20 protein-coding genes, 1 tRNA gene and 1 pseudogene are annotated in these 20,386 nt (G+C 40.3%); 4 read left to right on the forward strand and 18 right to left on the reverse strand.

Annotated features, from left to right (window positions below; genetic code table 11):
• Positions 1-100 precede the first annotated feature (100 nt).
• Entirely contained in the window at positions 101-685 is a 585-nt protein-coding gene (locus tag K1I71_RS08180) for a rhomboid family intramembrane serine protease (protein WP_042750943.1), read from the forward strand.
• 204 nt (positions 686-889) lie between these two features.
• Here the strand turns inward: K1I71_RS08180 and K1I71_RS08185 are convergent, their stop codons facing one another.
• Positions 890-1,597 carry a glucosamine-6-phosphate deaminase gene (locus K1I71_RS08185; protein ID WP_223330700.1) on the reverse strand — a complete coding sequence of 236 codons (708 nt, stop codon included), beginning with the start codon at positions 1,595-1,597 and terminating at the stop codon, positions 890-892.
• 150 nt (positions 1,598-1,747) lie between these two features.
• On the opposite strand from K1I71_RS08185, the gene queA reads away from it, so the two are divergent.
• Entirely contained in the window at positions 1,748-2,776 is a 1,029-nt protein-coding gene (queA, locus tag K1I71_RS08190; protein WP_125851834.1) for a tRNA preQ1(34) S-adenosylmethionine ribosyltransferase-isomerase QueA, read from the forward strand.
• Between the two features lie 78 nt (positions 2,777-2,854).
• Here the strand turns inward: queA and K1I71_RS08195 are convergent, their stop codons facing one another.
• The 5 genes from K1I71_RS08195 to mnmL form a co-directional block, all read right to left on the reverse strand.
• Complete coding sequence (locus K1I71_RS08195) at positions 2,855-3,715, reverse strand: YihY/virulence factor BrkB family protein (RefSeq protein WP_223330701.1); 861 nt, start codon at positions 3,713-3,715, stop codon at positions 2,855-2,857.
• Positions 3,716-3,901: 186 nt separating this feature from the next.
• Positions 3,902-5,956, reverse strand: coding sequence for a cation:proton antiporter (locus tag K1I71_RS08200; RefSeq protein WP_223330702.1), 2,055 nt, complete (start codon positions 5,954-5,956; stop codon positions 3,902-3,904).
• A gap of 11 nt (positions 5,957-5,967) precedes the next feature.
• On the reverse strand, positions 5,968-6,222 hold the full coding sequence (locus K1I71_RS08205; protein ID WP_223330703.1) for a hypothetical protein: 255 nt from the start codon (positions 6,220-6,222) through the stop codon (positions 5,968-5,970).
• Positions 6,215-6,772, reverse strand: a complete 558-nt coding sequence (gene mnmM / locus K1I71_RS08210) for a tRNA 5-(aminomethyl)-2-thiouridylate-methyltransferase MnmM (RefSeq protein WP_223330704.1) — start codon at positions 6,770-6,772, stop codon at positions 6,215-6,217. Before mnmM ends, K1I71_RS08205 begins: the two co-directional genes overlap by 8 nt.
• Positions 6,756-7,712: a tRNA modification radical SAM protein MnmL/YtqA gene (gene mnmL / locus K1I71_RS08215; RefSeq protein ID WP_223330712.1), complete on the reverse strand. Its 957-nt coding sequence runs from the start codon at positions 7,710-7,712 to the stop codon at positions 6,756-6,758. Before mnmL ends, mnmM begins: the two co-directional genes overlap by 17 nt.
• A gap of 91 nt (positions 7,713-7,803) precedes the next feature.
• Between mnmL and K1I71_RS08220 the strand changes: the two genes are divergently transcribed.
• Positions 7,804-8,163, forward strand: a complete 360-nt coding sequence (locus tag K1I71_RS08220; protein WP_004242853.1) for a DUF3397 family protein — start codon at positions 7,804-7,806, stop codon at positions 8,161-8,163.
• An 80-nt stretch (positions 8,164-8,243) separates the two neighbouring features.
• Here the strand turns inward: K1I71_RS08220 and K1I71_RS08225 are convergent, their stop codons facing one another.
• From K1I71_RS08225 to K1I71_RS08275, 11 genes are all read right to left on the reverse strand, one after another.
• Positions 8,244-8,552, reverse strand: coding sequence for a hypothetical protein (locus K1I71_RS08225; protein ID WP_223330705.1), 309 nt, complete (start codon positions 8,550-8,552; stop codon positions 8,244-8,246).
• A gap of 190 nt (positions 8,553-8,742) precedes the next feature.
• Positions 8,743-8,815 (reverse strand) — tRNA-Thr (locus K1I71_RS08230).
• A 99-nt stretch (positions 8,816-8,914) separates the two neighbouring features.
• A complete protein-coding gene (locus tag K1I71_RS08235) occupies positions 8,915-9,700 on the reverse strand; it encodes an ABC transporter permease (protein WP_049487765.1) in 786 nt (261 codons plus the stop codon).
• 1 nt (position 9,701) lies between these two features.
• Positions 9,702-10,520 carry an ABC transporter permease gene (locus K1I71_RS08240; RefSeq protein ID WP_060628603.1) on the reverse strand — a complete coding sequence of 273 codons (819 nt, stop codon included), beginning with the start codon at positions 10,518-10,520 and terminating at the stop codon, positions 9,702-9,704.
• Between the two features lies 1 nt (position 10,521).
• Positions 10,522-11,514 carry an ABC transporter ATP-binding protein gene (locus K1I71_RS08245; protein WP_223330706.1) on the reverse strand — a complete coding sequence of 331 codons (993 nt, stop codon included), beginning with the start codon at positions 11,512-11,514 and terminating at the stop codon, positions 10,522-10,524.
• Positions 11,515-11,797: 283 nt separating this feature from the next.
• A complete protein-coding gene (locus K1I71_RS08250; RefSeq protein WP_001019001.1) occupies positions 11,798-12,679 on the reverse strand; it encodes a class II fructose-bisphosphate aldolase in 882 nt (293 codons plus the stop codon).
• 146 nt (positions 12,680-12,825) lie between these two features.
• Entirely contained in the window at positions 12,826-14,148 is a 1,323-nt protein-coding gene (gene vncS / locus K1I71_RS08255; RefSeq protein WP_223330707.1) for a sensor histidine kinase VncS, read from the reverse strand.
• Entirely contained in the window at positions 14,145-14,801 is a 657-nt protein-coding gene (gene vncR, locus K1I71_RS08260; protein WP_223330708.1) for a response regulator transcription factor VncR, read from the reverse strand. Before vncR ends, vncS begins: the two co-directional genes overlap by 4 nt.
• 142 nt (positions 14,802-14,943) lie before the next feature.
• Positions 14,944-16,323 (reverse strand): ABC transporter permease subunit Vex3, encoded by a 1,380-nt coding sequence (gene vex3, locus K1I71_RS08265; protein WP_223330709.1) that lies wholly within the window; start codon positions 16,321-16,323, stop codon positions 14,944-14,946.
• A gap of 161 nt (positions 16,324-16,484) precedes the next feature.
• On the reverse strand, positions 16,485-17,132 hold the full coding sequence (gene vex2, locus K1I71_RS08270; protein WP_024057461.1) for an ABC transporter ATP-binding subunit Vex2: 648 nt from the start codon (positions 17,130-17,132) through the stop codon (positions 16,485-16,487).
• A gap of 12 nt (positions 17,133-17,144) precedes the next feature.
• On the reverse strand, positions 17,145-18,422 hold the full coding sequence (locus K1I71_RS08275; protein WP_223330710.1) for an ABC transporter permease: 1,278 nt from the start codon (positions 18,420-18,422) through the stop codon (positions 17,145-17,147).
• Positions 18,423-18,711: 289 nt separating this feature from the next.
• Here K1I71_RS08275 and K1I71_RS08280 point away from each other — a divergent pair.
• Positions 18,712-19,013, forward strand: a pseudogene (locus K1I71_RS08280) (transposase); the annotation flags it as partial.
• Between the two features lie 79 nt (positions 19,014-19,092).
• Here the strand turns inward: K1I71_RS08280 and K1I71_RS08285 are convergent.
• On the reverse strand, positions 19,093-20,160 hold the full coding sequence (locus K1I71_RS08285; protein ID WP_223330711.1) for an SIALI-17 repeat-containing surface protein: 1,068 nt from the start codon (positions 20,158-20,160) through the stop codon (positions 19,093-19,095).
• Between the last annotated feature and the right edge of the window lie 226 nt (positions 20,161-20,386).

A 20,386-nucleotide genomic window follows, 5' to 3' on the forward strand; every position in this document is an offset into this window, starting at 1 on the left:
TGCCAACTAAATGAGACACATACAGTTGATTTTTTCTTTTGTGATAAGAGTGGAGTTTTTAGAGGTGCCCATTAGTATTATTTAGAAGTGAATCTATAACATGAAAAGAATCATAAAAATTTGCCCTGTGGTCAGTATTTTAGTTGTAATTTGTTTATTGCTAGGAATTCTTACTACCTTTTTGGGAAGTGTAATGTATGACTTATTTGCATTTCATTCAAAGCCAATTTATTGTTGGCAATACTTTAGTGGTACATTTATGCATGGAAGTAAAGAAGCACCAGTATGGTTTATATGGTTTCATTTAGTTTTAAATACTTTAATGTTACTTCCTTTTGGTGGGCTATTAGAGTATAAAAGGGGATCAAAATATGTATTTTTAGTTTTTATTACTGCTATGGTAATATCTTCAATTGTGTTCCATATATTAACACAGAATCAAGAAATTCAGGCATCGGGTATCTCTGCTATTGGCTATGCTTTTGTAACGGGTGGGGTGATGAATATGTTTAGTATATGGAAAAATTTCAATTTAGGATTAAAACTATTTTATATCCTTTTAATCGTTCTATCTCTCACCATGCTTCTACCAAATATAACAGGCTGGATTTCAACCTTTCTTCACATGTCAGGAATTGCCAGTTATATCATGGTTTCCAGCATCAACAACTATCGACTGTCTTAATAAAAATCGTATAGTATCATAAAAAAATAGTCAATACGATTATATCACAGTTTACAGACATTTAATAATTTTCTATTGGATACCTTTTTATGAGAAATATCGACAACTGTTACGGGAATTTACAGAAAAATTTCTTTTAGCAGGATAGTGAACATTTGAAGTAAAAAACCACTCACTCCAAAGAGCAAGTGGTTTTTATACTTTTTATTTTTCAAGTAAACTGAGCGCTTCAGCATCTGCGATGATCGTCACATCAGGGTGATTTTGGAGGCTACTTGCTGGGAGATTCTCAGTCACTGGGCCAGACACTGTTCCGGCAACGGCTTCTGCTTTCGACTCACCGTAAGCAAAGAGAATAATTGACTTGGCATCCAAGATGTTTTTAATTCCCATTGAAATGGCTTGAGTTGGAACATCTTCAATCTTGTCAAAGAAGCGCGCATTGGCTTCGATAGTAGACTGGTCAAGTTCTACTAGATGTGTTTGACTGTCAAATGGAGTACCAGGCTCATTAAATCCGATATGTCCATTGCGACCGATTCCCAAGATTTGGAGGTCAACTGGATGGTCAGCCAAAATTTGGTTGTAGCGTTCAACTTCAGCTTCAGCATTGTCCTTAACCCCACGAGGCAAGAAACTTTCTTTAAATGGTTTTTGGTTGAACAAGTTTTCTTGCATGAAATAACGGTAAGACTGTGGATTGTCTCCATCAAGTCCTACATACTCATCAAGGTTGACACTGGTTAGATTTGAAAAATCAAGGTCACTCTCAACGATTTCCTTGTAAAATTCAAGTGGGCTACTTCCTGTCGCAAGTCCTAGGGTTTGAGCGCCGTTGGCCAATTTTTCCTTCAAAATCTCAAAAGCAACTTTTCCACCTTCGATTTGGTTTTCAACTTTAATAACTTTCATCTTTTTATCCTCCGTTTCAATCTATATTTATTATATGGTATAGACCAATTTTTGTCAAGTGAAAACGATTTAATTTTCAAAAAAAGAGCGTCCAAACTTGAAACATGTTATAATGGATAAGATTAGAACTTAGAAAGAATGAACAGATATATGAATACAGCTGATTTTGATTTCCACTTACCCGAGGAATTGATTGCCCAAACGCCTCTTGAAAAACGGGATGCCTCTAAACTCCTTATCGTCAACCGTGAGACAGGAGAAATGCAGGATAAACACTTCCACTCTATTATTGATATGCTGGAACCTGGTGATGCCCTTGTCATGAACGACACCCGCGTTCTCCCTGCCCGCCTCTATGGTCAAAAGGAAGAAACTGGAGGTCATGTGGAACTTCTCCTGCTTAAAAATACTAGTGGAGATGAGTGGGAAGTTCTGGCTAAACCCGCCAAACGCCTCAAGGTCGGCACTCGCGTTTGCTTTGGTGACGGCCGTCTCAGCGCTGTCGTTACGGAAGAATTGACTCACGGGGGCCGCATTGTCCGCTTTGAATACCAAGGAATTTTCCTAGAAGTTTTAGAAAGTCTGGGTGAAATGCCTCTACCGCCTTATATCCATGAAAAACTGGATGACCGTGAACGCTATCAAACCGTCTACGCCAAGGAAAGTGGCTCTGCTGCTGCACCTACTGCTGGTCTTCACTTCACCAAAGAACTGCTAGCAGAAATCCAAGCTAAGGGTGTTCATCTAGTCTATCTGACTCTTCATGTCGGACTCGGAACCTTTAGACCCGTTTCAGTTGACAATCTGGACGAACACGAAATGCACTCAGAATTCTACCAACTTTCTGAGGAAGCTGCTGCCACCCTTCGATCTGTTAAGGAAAATGGAGGCCGTGTCATCGCTGTCGGAACCACTTCTATCCGCACCTTGGAGACTATTGGTTCCAAGTTTGATGGGCAAATCCAAGCAGATTCTGGCTGGACCAATATCTTTATCAAACCTGGGTATGAGTGGAAGGTCGTGGATGCCTTCTCAACCAACTTCCACCTGCCAAAATCAACTCTGGTCATGTTGGTTTCTGCTTTTGCAGGCCGTGAATTAGTCTTAGACGCTTATCACCATGCCATTCAAGAACACTACCGCTTCTTTAGTTTCGGTGATGCCATGTTTATCTATTAATTTCATAATGAAAAAACGCATATTATCAGGCATTATAAAACCTTGATAGTATGCGTTTTGTTATGGATAAAAATTGAGTTAATTTATTCTCAAGCTCGGATCTTTCAAACTCTGGACACTGGCATTGATCACCGCGCCGACAATTAAAATCTTAGCGATGAGAATAAACCAGAACATCATGACCACCACGACGACGGAACTGAAAAAACGCACGTCCACTAGGTGATTGACATAATTGTTAATATAGACTGAAAAGATATTGAGCAGTAAGGCTAGAGTCAATAAGACAAAGGCACTACCTGGTAATACATAGCGAATCCGTCGGACCCTAACATTAGGCAGGAAATAATAAAGCATGACCAAGATTGCAAAAATCAAAGCATAGACCAAGGGGCCTGTTAGGTCTTGCAGATAATCAAAGAGAGGACTATCCGATTTCCAGTAGCTTTTGATAAGGTTGAGAAGCATACGGCCAAAGACACTGAGAAAGAGAGCTAAGGCAAAAAGAATCTGCAAGCCAAAACTGACTAGTAAACTCATCAATTGCTGATAAATTAACCCTCTACTCTTAGCTACTCCGTAAGCTTTATTAAAGGCTTTCTGCAGGAAATTCATGGATTTTGAAAAGGTCCAGAAGGCTGACAAAACCGCAAAACTCAACAAGCCCGTTGAAGGTTGGGTCAGTACTTCTGTAATAATCTTTGCAACCACATCATACATGGTATCGGGCAAAAATTCATTGACAACCTTTAAAAAATTGGAAACTGGAATCTGAAAATAGGGGAGGATATTGACCACCACCAAAAGCAAGGGAAAGATCGAAATCAACCAATAGTAGGCTACTGCGACACTGGTTAGCTCACTATCTGATGCTTGATAATAATGTAAAAATGCTTTTACTAAAGGCTTGTCTACCAGCTCTTGCCACCACTTCTTCATATCACACTCCTTCACTTATAATCCTATACTCAATGAAAATCAAAGAGCTGACTAGGAAGCTAGCCGCAAGCTGCTCAAAGTACAGCTTTGAGGTTGTAGATGAAACTGACGAAGTCAGCTCAAAACACTGTTTTGAGGTTGCGGATAGAGCTGACGTGGTTTGAAGAGATTTTCGAAGAGTATTAACTAATTTCTTCTTACCAATTCCATCATATCATAAGGTAGGGTATTGGCAGCTTCCTTGAGAGAATAGTTCTCCAAGTTATTTACATTTTGCCGTAACTTCTTGGCGTACTTGGTCGTAATCAATCGTTTTTCTTCGTATTCGAAAATCAACTTGCGTTCCAGATAATAGCCTCTCAGCATTTCATCAATATTGTTGGGCTTGACACGATTGATAACCCGTTCGACAAAGGCACCACTGGTAATAATAGCTGTTTCACGAAGACGAGAATCTTGCATGAAGCTGATTAAAGAGCTCTTATAAACCCCTTTTAGGTTCTCCAAACTTTCGATAATCATCTCTGTATTTTCTAGATAGAGCTCTGCAATTTGGTCATAGTCAAGCGCTCTGAGTTTCTGTGATTCTTCAGTTTTCCAACTGCGGAAGATCTTACCAAAGGTAAAGACTTCGTGAAGGAGAAAACGTAAAATTCGTAAGGAAACAAGGAAATAATAGGTCACTCGTGAAGCAAACTTGCGATTGATACTTTGTTCCATGTTTTTCAGATAACGCTGGTAAACCCGATAAGCACGCTCACTCATCTTGCCTTCCTCGTAAGCCTGTTCCAATCCATCACTCTCAATACTGAGGATAAGAAGCTTCATGGCCTCCCAGTCTTCTTGAGCTCCCTTATTTTCTTGACTCAGGATAAGATTTTCAATACGCCCATGATAATTGTCAATAGCCGCATAGAGGGGAAGTTTATTTCTGGTATCTTCCAACTCTTTTTCCAACTCTAGCGTCACTTCATTCAAAATAGCTATATGCATGAGATAGTCCTTGCTTTCTTCCTGTTCATCAGAAAGATGAGGCAAGACCAAGAGCCCTGTTAAAAAGCTGACAAGCGTCACACCTGCAACAAGGAAAAGTAAGATTGGATATTTCTGCTCCAAATCACTTGGTATCAAAAGAATCGTAGCAATGGACACGGTTCCTTTAACACCTGAGAAGGTCAAGAGAAGCATATCTTTCATATACTTATTCAATTTTTTCTTGAGGCGTCGGGTCCTATAAGCATAATAGCCATAAATCATGACAAAACGAATGGCAAAGAGGACAAAGGTCAGGGCGACAAGAGATACCAGTAAGAGCAAGGGATTATAGATTGGATTGGTCAAGATAGGCTCGGCTATCATTTCCAACTCCATTCCCAAAATCACAAAGACAGAGCCGTTGAGCATAAAGGTCACTGTATGCCAGACTGTCTCGGTCACCGTATCCACTTGGGCTTCGAGAAGCGTGATTTTCTTAAAGCGACTTGCCTTCAAAATCCCTGCAACTACAACAGCAATAATCCCTGAAACATGTACTTCTTCTGCTAGAAAGAAGGTCACTAAAGGCAAACTCAATTCCAGAAGGAGTTCACTAGCTATATCCGTTGCGCGCACACTTAGCAAAAAGGTATGTAGGAAACGATTGGTCATGGCTGTTAAAAAGCCAATCAGAAAACCGCCTAGTATTGAAATGATGAGCGAACTACCTGCTTGGCCAAGGGAAAAGGCGCCTGTTGTCCAAGCAGTCAAAGCAACCTGAAAGGCCACCAAGCCAGAAGCATCATTCAAGAGTCCTTCACCCTTAAGGATATTGGACACGCGCTTAGGAAAGCTAAACCGCTCAGAAAGAGAGGCAAAGGCCACCAAATCCGTAGCCCCAAGGGCCGCCCCAACAGCCAAACAAGCTGCTAAGGGAAGACTGAGCCAAAGAAGATGGGCCAGGCCACCCAAACTCAGGGTCGAGATAAAAATCACTGGAAAAATGAGATAAACAATGATTCGCCAGTGTTTTAAAATAGCCGTAATATCCGCTTCTTCCGACTCTCGGAAAAGCAAGGGGCCAATAACCAGAGCCAAAAACAACTCCGTATTGAGATGAAAGTCAGTATTTGGTAAAAAGAGACCAATCACAATTCCCAAAAGAATCTGCACCAAAGGGAGTGGCAAAAAAGGCAGAAGCTTATTGGTGGTACTTGAGACAATCAAGACCAGTAAAAATAGGATGAGGTAAATCAGTAATTCCACGCAATTCCTCCTTAGTCTTTTTTACAACAGGATTCAAATATCTCCTTCTGCTCTTTGATCTTTTGATCAATCTTGGAACAGTCTTTGTGCTCAATTTTTCTCTGGCACCGCTCCATTTCAAGAGCTACTAATTTTTTCTTGATTTTAAGCATTTTTTTGCTCATATGCGCTTGGTCTAGCACGCCCACTGCTCTTTCGTGGTGGGTTGACTCGACAAATTTCTGGCGCATGGTATCCAACTTTTCACTTAGGTATTGTTTATCCATGTCTATATCTTTCTAATTTTTCAATCATAACTAAAAATGGCGGGTTGTTGACTTGATTCAGGGTTTGGTAAATGGCAGCTGTGTACTCTTGTTGGTTCAACTGGCTAACAAAATCCAAGACAACATCTTTCTCGAGGTCGCCTCCTTTATGACCATAGTAGATCATGATAGCAATCCGTCCCCCTTTGACAAGTAAGCCACATAGCTTTTCTAATGCCTCAATAGTTGTTTGAGGTCTGGTGATGACAGACTTATCAGCCGACGGCAGATAGCCCAGATTAAAAATCCCTGCCTTGGCTTCTGTCACAAACTGATCCAGTGTCTCATGGCCTTGCAATATTAACTGGGTATTTGTCATTCCAGCTTGGTCCAAACGCTCTTGGGTCTTCTCCAAAGCCTGTTCCTGAATATCAAAGGCATAGACTTGCTTAGCTAGCTTAGCTAAAAAAAGCGTGTCATGACCATTTCCCATAGTCGCATCCACTACGATATCATCCTGAGTTACAACCTCAGCCAAAAAATCATGTGCCATCTCAAGTGGTCTTTTCATTATTAAACTCCTGTTTTACAGCCTTGCATCCTTGCACACTTCCACGACGTCGCATTTCAGTTTCAATAGCATTTAGCACTTCCCATTTATTGAGGCTCCACATGGGACCAATCAGCATATCTCTAGGTGCATCTCCCGTGATTCGATGGATGACAATATGTTTGGGAATGATTTCCAGTTGGTCACAGATGACCTTGACATACTCGTCCTGGCTCATCAGTTGCAAGCGTCCCTCGTGGTAATCTCGCTGCATCCGTGTATTAGTCATGAGGTGAAGCAAGTGCAGTTTAATTCCTTGAATATCATTGTCCGTGACACAGCGACGAACATTTTCAACCATCATCTCATGAGTTTCACCAGGAAGACCGTTAATCAAATGGGAAACAATCTCAATCTTGGGATACTTTCTCAAACGCTTGACCGTTTCCACATACAATTCATAGGAGTGGGCACGGTTAATCAGATCAGAGGTTGCTTCATAAGTGGTCTGCAAGCCCAATTCAACCGTCACATGCATGCGTTCCGACAACTCAGCCAAATATTCGATGGTTTCGTCTGGTAAACAGTCTGGGCGCGTTCCAATATTGATTCCTACTACACCTGGTTCATTGATAGCCTGTTCATAGCGCTCTCGAATAACTTCAACCTTTTCATGGGTGTTGGTAAAATTTTGAAAATAAACCAGATACTTCTGAACATCTGGCCACTTGCGGTGCATAAAGTCAATTTCCTTATAAAATTGCTCACGGATAGGCGCATCTGGTGCTACAATAGCATCTCCAGAACCTGAAACCGTACAAAAAGTACAGCCTCCATGAGCCACAGTTCCATCACGATTGGGACAGTCAAATCCCGCATCAATCGGGACTTTAAAGGTCTTTTCTCCAAAGAGTTTTCGATAATAATCATTCAAGGTGTTATAAGATTTCATAACTTTCATTATAACAAAAAACATCTACAATCTCAAAAGCCTGACTTTCCTATAAATTCCTCTGTTTCTCGTTTCCATTAGCGATTTTTTATGATACAATATGGGTATGATTTTAATGAAATTAGCATCTATTTTATTATTGATACTGACCTTAGTAGTCTGCATTATCATAACCAAACTTTTTAGATTAAAAAAACTAGGACGAAACTTTGCGGATTTGGCTTTTCCAGTCTTGGTATTTGAATATTACCTTATTACAGCTAAAACCTTTACCCATAATTTCCTCCCTAGACTAGGCCTAGCCCTCTCACTCCTAGCCATTATTCTCGTTTTTTTCTTCCTTTTGAAAAAACGCAGCTTTTACTATCCTAAATTCATCAAATTCTTCTGGCGTGCAGGATTCTTATTAACCCTTGTCATGTATATCGAGATGATTGTTGAATTGATGGCTCAGAAATAAAAAACTAAATCGAAAACACCTCAATCAAACTGAAATACAGTGATTGAAGTGTTTTTTCTTTATATCTTTTTCAATAATTCCTATTTACTTTCTTTATCAGGAAAGATAAATCCAATACCAATGCAAGCTAGTACGCCCGCTCCAATTATCAAGCCACTTGAAATTGGTAAAAGGTCCAAAATTGCATTCGCAATGATAAAGGCAATAATCAAACACATCAGACTAGCCTTGTAGTCTTTTTTCAAAAGATTCTCTAGAGTGAAAAATAGGAACAGCCCTACCGGAATCAATGACCAGAGGTTGACATTTAAACTTGGCCATCCAACAGAACCAAAATACACTACTGTCGCTGCTGCTACTAAAAATACAATCCCCAATAATTTTTTCATTTCTTTATCTCCGATTTCTTTTTTATGAACTTGAGTTATCTGATAGTGACGCCTCACGTCCCTTACAAAAATCATTATAGCAGAGGTTAGTTTCAAGAACAAGCTCTTTTGTCTATCTGGTCTTTATCTCGGTCTAAATGGTTCAATAGTTAAAATGAAAGAAAAGAAGCCCTAGTGAGCTTCTTCACTTTGCCGATTGCAGGGATTGAACCTGTGACCTAGGCTTTACGAGTGCCTTGCTCTACCAACTGAGCTAAATCGGCGATTACACTTACAGTATAGCACTCTGAGAATAGATATCAAGAAATTTCATCTCTATTAGAAAAAGCCTGTCCTGAGACAAGGCTTTGATAGTATTCAATTTAAGAACCCGCACTTTCGTAGGCATCTAAGCCCCTATCCCAAAGTTTAAGGGAAATGACAAAGAAAACAAGGGAAATCAACATCAAACCTCCGATGTTAAAGAACACATCCTTATCCTGCAAGAAATAGCTGGCAGGATAGTAGGCCGTAAAAGCAAAAGGCACGATAAAGCTGATTAACCAACGAAGGAGAGAATTGTAAATCGAAATAGGATACTTAGCAAAGTCATTAAACATATAAAAAATGTAGATCATGGCACCTGACTGCTTGGTCCAAAAAGCGATGCTGGCTGTCGCAATTTTCAAGGAAGTATAAATCAAGGTCGCAAATGGTATGCAGACTAGGAAAAGCAGGAATTTTGGAAGAGTCCAAGCAATGCTAGATACCGTTGTCGCTAGTAGGATCCCACCAACCAAGAGTTCTCCCAAGGCATCAATCTGAAAAGTCTCAACTAGAATATGAAAGAGAGGATTGATAGGACGTGTCAAATACTTGTCAAACTCTCCCTTTCTCACCAAGCGTTGCCCCAGTGCCCAGAGATTGTCAAAAAAGAGATGGTCCAAGCCCTTGGGAATCAAAGAAAAACCATAGATAAAGGCGATTTCTTGAAAAGTCCAGCCTTCTAGGGATGGAATGTGTTGAAAGATGACATTGAGAAACAAGAGATTTAAACCTTGAGTCAGAAAGACTCCTAGGACACCAACCACAAAATCAACCTTGTACTCCATGATTTGTTTGATGTATTGTCTGATAAAAATCAGATGCATGCGTTGATATTTTTTCATACTAACCTCCCTGAATGGTGATAAATGACTGGACTCGTTTCCAAATCAACTGAGACAAGCCCACCATCACTAAAAGCCAGAAAAACTGCAAAGCGAGCGCCTGAAGAATCTGATTGGCATCGTATTTTCCAACAATGATCATGACCGGAGTATAAATCAAGGATGAAAAAGGCAAGAAGGATAGAATATCTGAAACAACCTTTGGAAAGAAAGCCAAAGGAATCAAACTTCCAGACATAAAGGCCACTATTGAAGTCTTAAGTAGGTTGGAACCCCAAAGATTTTTAAACACAAAGGCAGAAAATCCAAAGCAGATATTAAAGAAAAAGTTAATCAGATAGGCCAGCGTTAAGCTAAAAAGATAAAGGACAGTTAATCCCAGCACTTCTACAATCCCTTGCCCAGATAAGATTTTCATCAAAACAATGACACTTAAAAATGGCAGTCCAACGCTGATAAAAATCAACCACTTGGAACCAAGCTCAGTGAAAAGATAGGAGGCTGCAAAATGCACTGGTCTCAACAAGCGCATGATGATGGAACCATCCTTGACCTCCTCCCCAATCATAAAGGACGAATCGGACCTAGTCAGAAGATTTGTCACAAAACTCATAATGATGTAGAGGGTGATATCTGCCATACTAAAGCCCTGAATCAAGGACTCTTGCGAAGAATCAAAGACAGCCTTCCAGAGATAAAAAGCCACAAAAGCACCCATGACATCGCCGATCCGATAGAGAATAAAGTTGACTCGATAGGTAATCAACTCCTGAACACCTGCATTGATAAAGGGTTTATAACGTCTCCACAATTTGACCATCTTAGAGCTCCTTTCGATAGAAGCGACGGATAATATCCTCAATATCCGTATCTACCATCTTCAAATCGCGGATTTCAAAATCAGACAGGGTTTGCTTGATAATGTCAGCTGACTGGTAGCGAGAACTATCGAATTCAATGTTGAGACTATTTCCTTGTCTATCAATTGTCATATCCGAAAAGCCTTCATAGTGAGAGACGAGATGACTTTGACCTGGTAGCAGTTCAAAAGAAAGAGTCTTCATCTTGCCAAAGGTTTCCTTGAGTTGACTCACCGTTCCATCAAAAATCTCCTGCCCTTTGTCTATCATAAAAATCCGATCACAAAGTTGCTCGATGTCGCTCAGGTCGTGAGTGGTCAAGAGAATGGTGGTTTCTTCCTCTTGATTGATCTGAGTAATGGCCCGACGAATGTTATCCTTGACCGAAACGTCCAAGCCAATGGTCGGCTCATCTAAAAAGAGAACCTTGGGATTGTGAATCAAGGAAGCCGCAATATCCGCCCGCATCCGTTGTCCCAGTGAAAGAGTTCGCACAGGATCCTTGATAAATTCCTTCAAATCCAAGACTTCATTCAAAAAGTCCATGCGCTTTTGGAAAAGCGAGTCTGGCACATCATAAATCTCCTTCAAGACCGTGTAGGTCTCCTGCAGTGCCAAATCCCACCATAGCTGGGTGCGTTGTCCGAAAACGACTCCAATATCCTTGACATAATCTTGACGATTGTTCTGGGGAATCTTGCCATTAATCCGACAAAAACCAGATGTCGGTTTTAAAATTCCTGTCAGCATTTTGATGGTTGTCGACTTCCCAGCACCATTTGCTCCGATAAAGCCTAAAATCTGCCCCTTTGGTACCTCAAAGGTCAAATCCTTAACCGCTTCAAAGGTCTGCTTTTCAGGATGAATAAAGGAACGCAAAGCCCCCTTCAACCCTGGTTCCTTAACTGTCTTCACAAAATTTTTCTGAAGATGTTCCACTTCTATCATTGCCATATTGATCTCCCTATGTAAGGAATAGCAACATTGTATTTTTGACTACAAATATTCTAAATCCTTACTTTCTACACCTTCTACATGTTATTACTACAGAAAGCTTTATACCAACCTATTATAGCCCAATAAAAATCAGAATGCAAGCGTTTGCCTAAAGTTTATGAAAAAGAAAATTTCTCTATTAAAATAATACTTTTATTCAAAAATTCTAGTTTAATCGTTTCCTTAAACCACACAAAAAACCCACCCAATGGGCAGGTTTCATCTGTATTATTCAGCTAGATTAAGCTTTACCTTCTGAACCGAATACGTCGATACGTTCTTCAACTGATGCTTGGATAGCTTTTACACCGTCAGCCAAGAATTTACGTGGGTCGAAGAGTTTTTTCTTGTCGTATTCTGCTTCGTTTGCTTCGTAGTCACGAGCAAATTTACGAGTTGCGTTAGCGAATGCGATTTGGCATTCAGTGTTAACGTTAACTTTCGCAACACCAAGTTTGATAGCTGCTTGGATTTGCTCATCAGGAATACCTGAACCACCGTGCAATACGATTGGGAATCCTGGAAGAGCTTCAGTCAATTTTTGCAAGTGGTCAAGGTCAAGACCTTCCCAGTTTGCTGGGTAAGGACCGTGGATGTTACCGATACCAGCTGCCAAGAAGTCGATACCAGTTTCAACCATTGCTTTAGCGTCTTCGATTGGAGCCAATTCACCTTTACCGATGATTCCGTCTTCTTCACCACCGATAGTACCAACTTCAGCTTCTACTGAGATACCTTTAGCGTGTGCTTTTTCAACAACTTCTTTAGCCAATTTAAGGTTTTCTTCAACTGGAAGGTGTGAACCGTCAAACATGATTGAAGTGTAACCAACTTCGATACACTCAAGTGCATCTTCGTAGTGACCGTGGTCAAGGTGGATAGCTACTGGTACAGTGATACCCATTGATTCAACAAGGTTAGCGATCAAGTTGCGAGCAACTTTGTAACCACCCATGTATTTAGCAGCACCCATTGAAGTTTGGATCAAAACTGGAGCTTTTTTAGCTTCTGCTGCGCGCAAGATAGCTTGAGTCCACTCAAGGTTGTTTGTGTTAAATCCACCAACTGCATAACCGTTGTCACGAGCTGCTTGGACAAATTTTTCTGCTGAAACGATTGCCATTTTATCAGGCCTCCTGTATATTTTTATGGGTCATCCCATTTACATTGTTCATTTTATCACTTTTTGACAAAAAAATCTAGTTTTTCCCGCAGTTTCGATTGAATTTCTTCTAGCTTCATCTATGTAAACCCTTTCTCTCCCTAGTCTTAGGCGATTCTTGGAAAAGCTATGAAGAAGGTCAAACGATTCTCCTTCATCTCAAAACGATAAGGTAATTTTTCATGTTCCAATAGACTCTTGACCACAAAGAGCCCCATCCCAGAACCCTTGGCCTTGCGACTAGCATTATCAGAAAAAGACTGAGCCAGTTTTTCTTGTTCTTCAGGACTACAGCTATTCTCGATAAAAAGTTCCCCTTCTCTCTCTCCGATGCGGACCAAGCCGCCTGGAATGGAGTGCTTGATAGCATTGCTGATGAGATTAGACAGGATTAATTTCATCACAGATGGATTTAGATAAGCCTGCTGGTGGTTCAAACTATTGTCAATCTGAAGTTCTCTCTCCTTTGCTAGCAAAGAATAATCTTGAACTAGACTTTGCGTCATCTGGAGGAGATCTATTATTTCCCTATCATCTCGCAATTCCTGCACAGAAGAGAGAGAAAGTATCTGCAGAACATGGTGATTGAGTTCATCCACAATCCCCAAGGTAACTCCCAGATAGTGGTCTCTATCCTTATAACGCCCGACATTTTCTTTCATGTTTTCGATCAAGATTTTCAAACTAGCCAGCGGTGTTTTCAATTCATGAGAAGCCCCTCGTAGGAATTCGACCTTCATCTTTTCCAGCTGGAGAATAGCTTCATTCTTGTCATGCAAGTCCGCAATGACAGTCAAAAGATGCTGGTAGAGGCTATTGATTTGTTCCTTAAGATCACCTATCTCATCCTTGGAATCCACGCGCAATCGCACTTGGGTATCTAGTTCCATCATCCGACGGGTCACTCGCTTGATTTCCAATATCGGAGCCACAATGGTCCGAGCATAAATGTAGGCCACCAAGAGGGAAATTAGAAAGGATGCCAGCAGAGTATAGGGAAGAAATTGGAGACTGATCTGCTCTGCTTCCTTTTGCAAGTCCATGGAAGCTAGAAATTGCAGGGTCATGGTACCACCGTCTTGCGTTGTCACCTCGCGCTCCTCGATAAAAAGAGAGGTTGTCTGACGTTCCGTATCCAGAGGAAGACTGTCCTTGACTTCTAACTTGTCCTCGGTCATCTCTCCCTTGACAGCCCCCTTGATCTCACTGGTCTGAGAATACAAGTCTAAGACTTGCTCGATATTCTGCCTATCTCTCCCTTCTAGGGAATGGGCAATAGCTGTTGCCTTCTGACCAATGGTTTCCTGACGATGACTCAGATATGTCGAAGGAAAAAGAAAATAAATAGCCAAATGAAGGCAGATAACCAGAACACTAAAAATCGAGAAGGTATAGATAAATATCTTTGTAAATAAACCTGTTCGTTTCATTTTCGCTCCAATTTATAACCAACATTGCGCACAGTGAGGATGCAGTCCAAGTCTAGCTTTTTCCGCAGTTCCTTGATATAAACATCAATGACACGGTCAAAGGGAACCTCATCTGTCGCCTTCCAGACGGCATCGATTATCTGAGACCGAGTCAAGGCCCGTCCTTCATTTTTCACCAGATAGTCCAGAATTTCCAACTCTTTGGCATTGATAGCCACTTCTTCTCCTGCTATGCTGGCACTGTAGCTCTCAAAATCCACCTTGGTATCCTTATAGGAGAAGATTCGTCCTGTATCGTAGTATCGCTTGAAAATCGCGTCCACCCTCACTTTTAAGAGGGAGAGGGAGAAGGGTTTTTCCAGATAGCCATCTGCCAGAGAGGCAAAGGCACTCATCTTGTATTCCTCATCTTGAAAGGCGGTCAACATCAGGACAGGAACCTGACTGGTTTTGCGAATCTCAGCTAAAACTTCTAGACCATTGAGCTTGGGCATCTGGATATCCAGTAAAACCAAGGCTACCTCATAGCTGGAAAATTTTTCTAAAGCTTCTTGCCCATCTGCTGCCTCAATGGTTTCATAGCCACAATCCGTCAAATAATCACTGAGCCCCTCACGGATCATCTCTTCATCTTCTACAATTAAAATTTTCATAGAAAAAACGTTTCACATTCCTTTAAATTTCTTGTAAATTATCCCAGTTTCATCCAGATAAACAGAGGACTTATCAAGATGAAATAGATAAAAATGCTACCTATATTATACCCCATTTAGTGGAGAATAGGTAGCAAGTTTGTTATTCGCTATCCAGCAGAAGCTCTTTTGGTTGTTTTCTAAGGAGATTGCTTGAAGCAAGCGCCATAACGAGAACCACTAGAACCAAGGCAAGGACAAAGACGATGATAAAGTCTGATGTCTGAATGGAAATGTCTAGGCTCGACAAGGTTTTACTAAAGCCATCTACTTCTGCACCACCACCAAGGTTAGAGGCTTGAGCAGCCTTGCTGGCTTGCTTGGCAACACCTGAAGTGACATTGGCAAGAACAGTATTTCCGATTGCACGAGCTGTGTAGTTGGCTAGGAAGTAAGCAGAGACAAGAGCAGGGATGGCAATCAAGATGGATTCAGTAATGAATTGACCCAAGATACTTGCCTGCTTGAGACCGATAGAGAGGAGAATACCCACTTCCTTGCGACGGGCATTGATCCAAAGGCTGAGCAAGAGGGCAAGGAGAAGAACTGAGAAACTCAAGCTACCCCAGAAGAGGAGGTTGGCCATCTTGTACATACCAGAGATGGATTGCTCAAGAGCTGGGTAGTTAGATGAGCTCTTAACTAAAGTATAGCTCTTCCAGTTGATACCACTGATGCCATTCAACTCTTTCATAACATCATCCAAGTTCTTGTCCGCTGTTACAAAGAAGGTCGCGTCCCCATAAATAGCTGTGTCTTCTGTGTAACCATATAGTTTAGCAGCCGTATGGATGTCTGTGATAGCTGTGTTTTCATAGAGTTCTTGTGAGTAGGTTACTGCTGACTTATTGTGACCATCAAAGAGTCCCTTAATTGTCACTTCAACTGTTTCCTTGGCTCCTTTTTCATTGTCTGCATCGTAGATATTGGAGTCTAGTTTGACCTTATCCCCGACTTTCCAGCCGTGTTTAGCTGCCAAGTCCTTGTGCAGGAGAATCTTGTCCTTGTCGTCGTTTGTTAAGTGCTCTCCTTCAACCAATTTATAAGAGCCCGAGACAAACTTGTCTTCTTTAGAGGAGTCATTGACACCTGTAATCATTAAGCTACTTCCAAAATGTTTAGCACGGTCAGGAGTCAGATTTTTCTTGGTTTCTGGCGTTTCGATGAGTTCATAGCCAGTCAAATCTCCGATAGCGTTGATGCGTTTCACATAAGACTCAATGGCCTTGTTTTCGGTGATTTTTTTGATATCTTCACCCTTGATATTCCCAGCACCACGTGGCGTTCCTTGATTGACGCGACGATTGATTTGCATGGAGAAGCTGTTGGTGATATTTTTAAAGGTCTCCTGAGAAGCCTTGGCAGTAGCTCCCTTGATCGACAAGCCGACCAAACTCAAGCTCGCCATGAGGAGAATAATCAGGAAGATGACAATCGATTTGAAAAACTTCCTTGTAACATAGGCAAATGCGTTGTGTAACATAGGTTCCCTTTCTAGATGTTGTTCTATTTTATAGTTCTGATACTCAATGAAAATCAAAAAGCAAACTAGGAAGCTAGCCGTAAGCTGTACTTGAGTACGGTAAGGCGACGCTGACGTGGTTTGAATTTGATTTTCGAAGAATATAACAGAAAAAGCTCATATTATTTCGTAGTATTGCGAGTTTCAGTCAGTTTCTTATCTTTCAACTCAAGTGTAATATCTGACGCTTGTGCCACTTCTTTACTATGCGTAACGACAATTACACATTTACCTGTTTTCTCGGCAAGTGATTTGAGCAGTTCGACAATATCTCCAGCAGTTTTAGGGTCCAGATTTCCCGTTGGCTCATCCGCTAGAATAACTGGAGCTTCTGAGACTAAACTACGAGCAATGGCAACACGTTGTTGTTGTCCACCTGATAACTGGAGAACATTCCGCTTGATCTGACTTTCATCTAAACCAAGCTCAAGCAGTGTATCCTTGCTTGCCTTTTTGTTGACCAAGCGGATATTTTCCAGTGGAGAAAGATAATCTATCAAGTTATAATTTTGAAAGACCAGGGAAATATGGTGCATGCGATGGTAAGAATAGCCCTTCTTACGAATATCCTCTCCTTGAAAAAGGATAGAACCTTCAACAGGACTATCTAGACCAGCAAGTAGGGACAAGAGTGTGGATTTTCCTGCTCCTGACTCACCAATAATACTGTAAAATTTCCCGGGTTCAAAATTATAATTGATCTGATATAGGACTGCTTCAGCAGTGTTCTTATAACGGTAGGTAACATCTTGTAATTGTAATAAAGTCATGATTTCTCCTTCTTAACTAATAGATGATAAAATTTCTTTAGGTGATTTTCTAAATAAGAATAGGAAACAAAGGGCTACAGATAAGCAACTAATCAACAACAGAAAGACATAGGATTCTGCAAAAGATAGGATGCTGGTTGATAGACTGCTTGCTTTGGCTAGCGTGTCTTGTAAGGCTTCCTGCTCTCCACTTGCTAGTAGTGTTTGAAGTAGGTAAGATGTGATTGCATTTCCTGCAACAAATGCTGGAAGCAAAGCTCCAAGAGACACCAAAACCACCTCTAAACAGAACTGTAGGAAGATCGAGCTCTTGCCTTTTCCAAGTGCAAGTAAAATTCCCACTTCGTAGACCCGTTCTCTCAACCAGAGAGACAAAACCAAAATTAAGGCCCCAGCTCCAGCTATCAACATCCCATAAAGGAAGATGGTCAGAAAGGTTTGGAAGGTAGCAACTGAATCCTTGATTTGTTCAAAGGCCTTGTTTTCTTTCTCAACTTGATAGCCTTGACTTTCCAAGGCTAAATTTTCCACCTGCTTCATGAGCCCGTCCATTTCCTTAGGATTTTCTACATAGAAGCGAGCTGCAGTGACTTGAGGTTCACTATTTCCCAAAAGGCTTTGGCTACTTTCATAATCTGTAAAGACCTGGTTTTCACTGAAGTCAGAAGACAAGCCTGTAAATTTCTCCTGTTTTTTACCAGAAAAGATGCCGACAATTTCAAACTCCACTGTTTGTCCTTTGACAGCTTCTGACTGTCCAGCTTCTAAGCCAATCTTGTCATGAAGAGAAAGACCGTTCTTCTTAGCCAACTCTTCGTGAATCAAGATTTTCTTGGAATCCCCTTTTTGAAGGTGTCGTCCTTCTTTCAGATTGAAAGCCGAGCTGGTGAAGGTCACATCCTTAGATGAATCCTCAAGAGCCGTTAAGCTAACCAAGTTCTTGTCCGCAGCTGACAAATCATCACGCTCCACGCTCTGCTCGCCACTCACCGCTTCCTTGTCTTTTAATTTTGCAATCGTCTCAAGTTCAGGAGAAACATTTTCCAGTCCCTTAATCTTGCTTACAGATACTAGGTCCGACAGCTTGAAAGTCTGACCATTTTCTATCTTCTTAATAGAAAAAGATGTGTTGAGTGATTTGTAAAGATTGGTTTCAACTGTTTTGTTGGACTTCATCAGAGTCAAACAGGCTGAAATTCCAGCCAATAGGACCAATAAAATCAGAAATAAAATAAAACTTCTCAGTCGTTTTCTGCTGACATAAGCCCAAGCTCTTTGGATTGGATTCATTTGTCACCTCCATATTTGTAAGACTATTATAAAATCCAAATATGAAATGTTTATGAAATACAAAAAAACTTTTTGATTTATTTTTTGAAAAAATAAAGAAAGCTAGCAACTGCTAATTTTCCTCATATTAGAACACGTTTCACCAATCAAAAAGCGACACTATTCTATAAATGATAGTTCTTGATGTCAATACCTTCCTATATCCAAAACGCCTCCTCTAGTTTTCTTTAGAAAAACAAAGGCTCTATAATATTTGTAGTGGGTAAATCCCCTATGGATATTATGGAGCCTGCTTTTTCACTTTCAGAATAAAGAGCCTGACAAATTTTCGGACTCATTGAGGACAATCTAAAGCAGGTTCATCCTCTTTTTCAGACTGGATTTAAAACTTTCCTCAAGAATAAAGAGAAAATTGTCAACGCTTTTCAGTTACCTTATTCCAACGCAAAATTGAAAGCGACTAATAATCTCATCAAACTTATCAAACTGAATGCATTTGGTTTTCGGAACTTTAAAAACTTCAAAAAAAAGATTTTCATCGCTCTGAATATCAAAAAAGAAAGGACGAAATTCGTCCTTTCTAAATCTTAGCTTTTCTCAACCCACTAAAGTTGACAAAGAGCCAAAAGACACTTACATCCTAAAGAGAATGGTAAATGTCTTTTACTTTTTAAAGCCTAGTTTTCTTAAGTTTAGAAATTCCCAATACAGCAGACAATCCAATCAACCCTAACCAAGTTAATGAAGAGCTATCTTTAGTTCCTGTATTTGGTAGCATATCTTTTTCCTCTTGAGGTGATACTACTTCTTGTTTTGGTTCTAAGCGAGAAGTTTCAGCAACTGGCTTCAACTCTTCCTTCACTCTTGATTCTTCCACTTTAGAGAAGTCGGCAGGAATAATAGTGACGCCTTCTTTCGGTTTTGGCTTAGGTTTTGGTTTTTCAACTGGTCTTGGATCAGACATCTCTTCCATTGGAATAACTGGGATATCCAACTCAGGAACCTCTAAAACTGGCGGTTTAATTGGGTTCACGCCACCGTTAAATTCAGGAATTTCTACTACAGGAGGGGCAAGTGGAACAACTCCACCTGTAAATTCCGGAGTTTCAACATAATAATGGTTAACTGTAGCTGTTCCTTCAGCAACAACCTTATAAGCTCGAACTACTGAAAGAACTTCTTTAGGAGTGTAGGTGATTGAAGAAGTTGTTTCAGTTCTTTCAGCGTTTGCTTCTTTTGTAGAAGAATCACTTAACACGATAGATTTTTTATCTTTGGAAATAGTTACTTTTCCATTTGTCCAGTAATTATCAACTTCAATGTCATCATCATAAACTATAGTCTCAGTGACTTTTTCACCAGCAGATCCCCCAAAATATCTTTGATAACTAAAATTTAAATTACCTGTAAGTAGTAAAGGGTTGCTAGAATCATAAGTTAACTCCCCTTCATAACTTACATTAGCTTCGGGATCTAAAGTTTTATCATGAATGGAACCTTCTAATTTTGAAGACAAACCGTTCAAAACATTTCTAGTGTTTTTAATCTTATCTCTTAATTCGTCTAACTTGCTTTTATCTTGATGATAAAAGACTAGTTCCTTATTTACTAAGCCAAATTTAATACCATTATTCCTTACAAAATTAGCAGTTTCTTCGATATAAGTACTTACCTTGCCAGCCTCTTTTCTTAAATTTCTTCGATAATCATTACTTCCAAAAGTAGATTTCTCAAACATATTTGCAATGTCTAAATAAAGCGAATTAATATCTCTTAAATGGTCAGATAAGGTTGATTTTTCAGGAGCTAAATGTGTTTCACTATCAACAGGATGAACATTAAAAGTCTGACTAATATTATTTACATTACGAAGAGGGATCGTTTTAATTTTAGGGCACCTCTAAAAACTCCACTCTTATCACAAAAGAAAAAATCAACTGTATGTGTCTCATTTAGTTGGCACA

The organism is Streptococcus mitis (assembly GCF_019929545.1).
In the GTDB taxonomy this organism is placed as follows: domain Bacteria; phylum Bacillota; class Bacilli; order Lactobacillales; family Streptococcaceae; genus Streptococcus; species Streptococcus mitis_BU.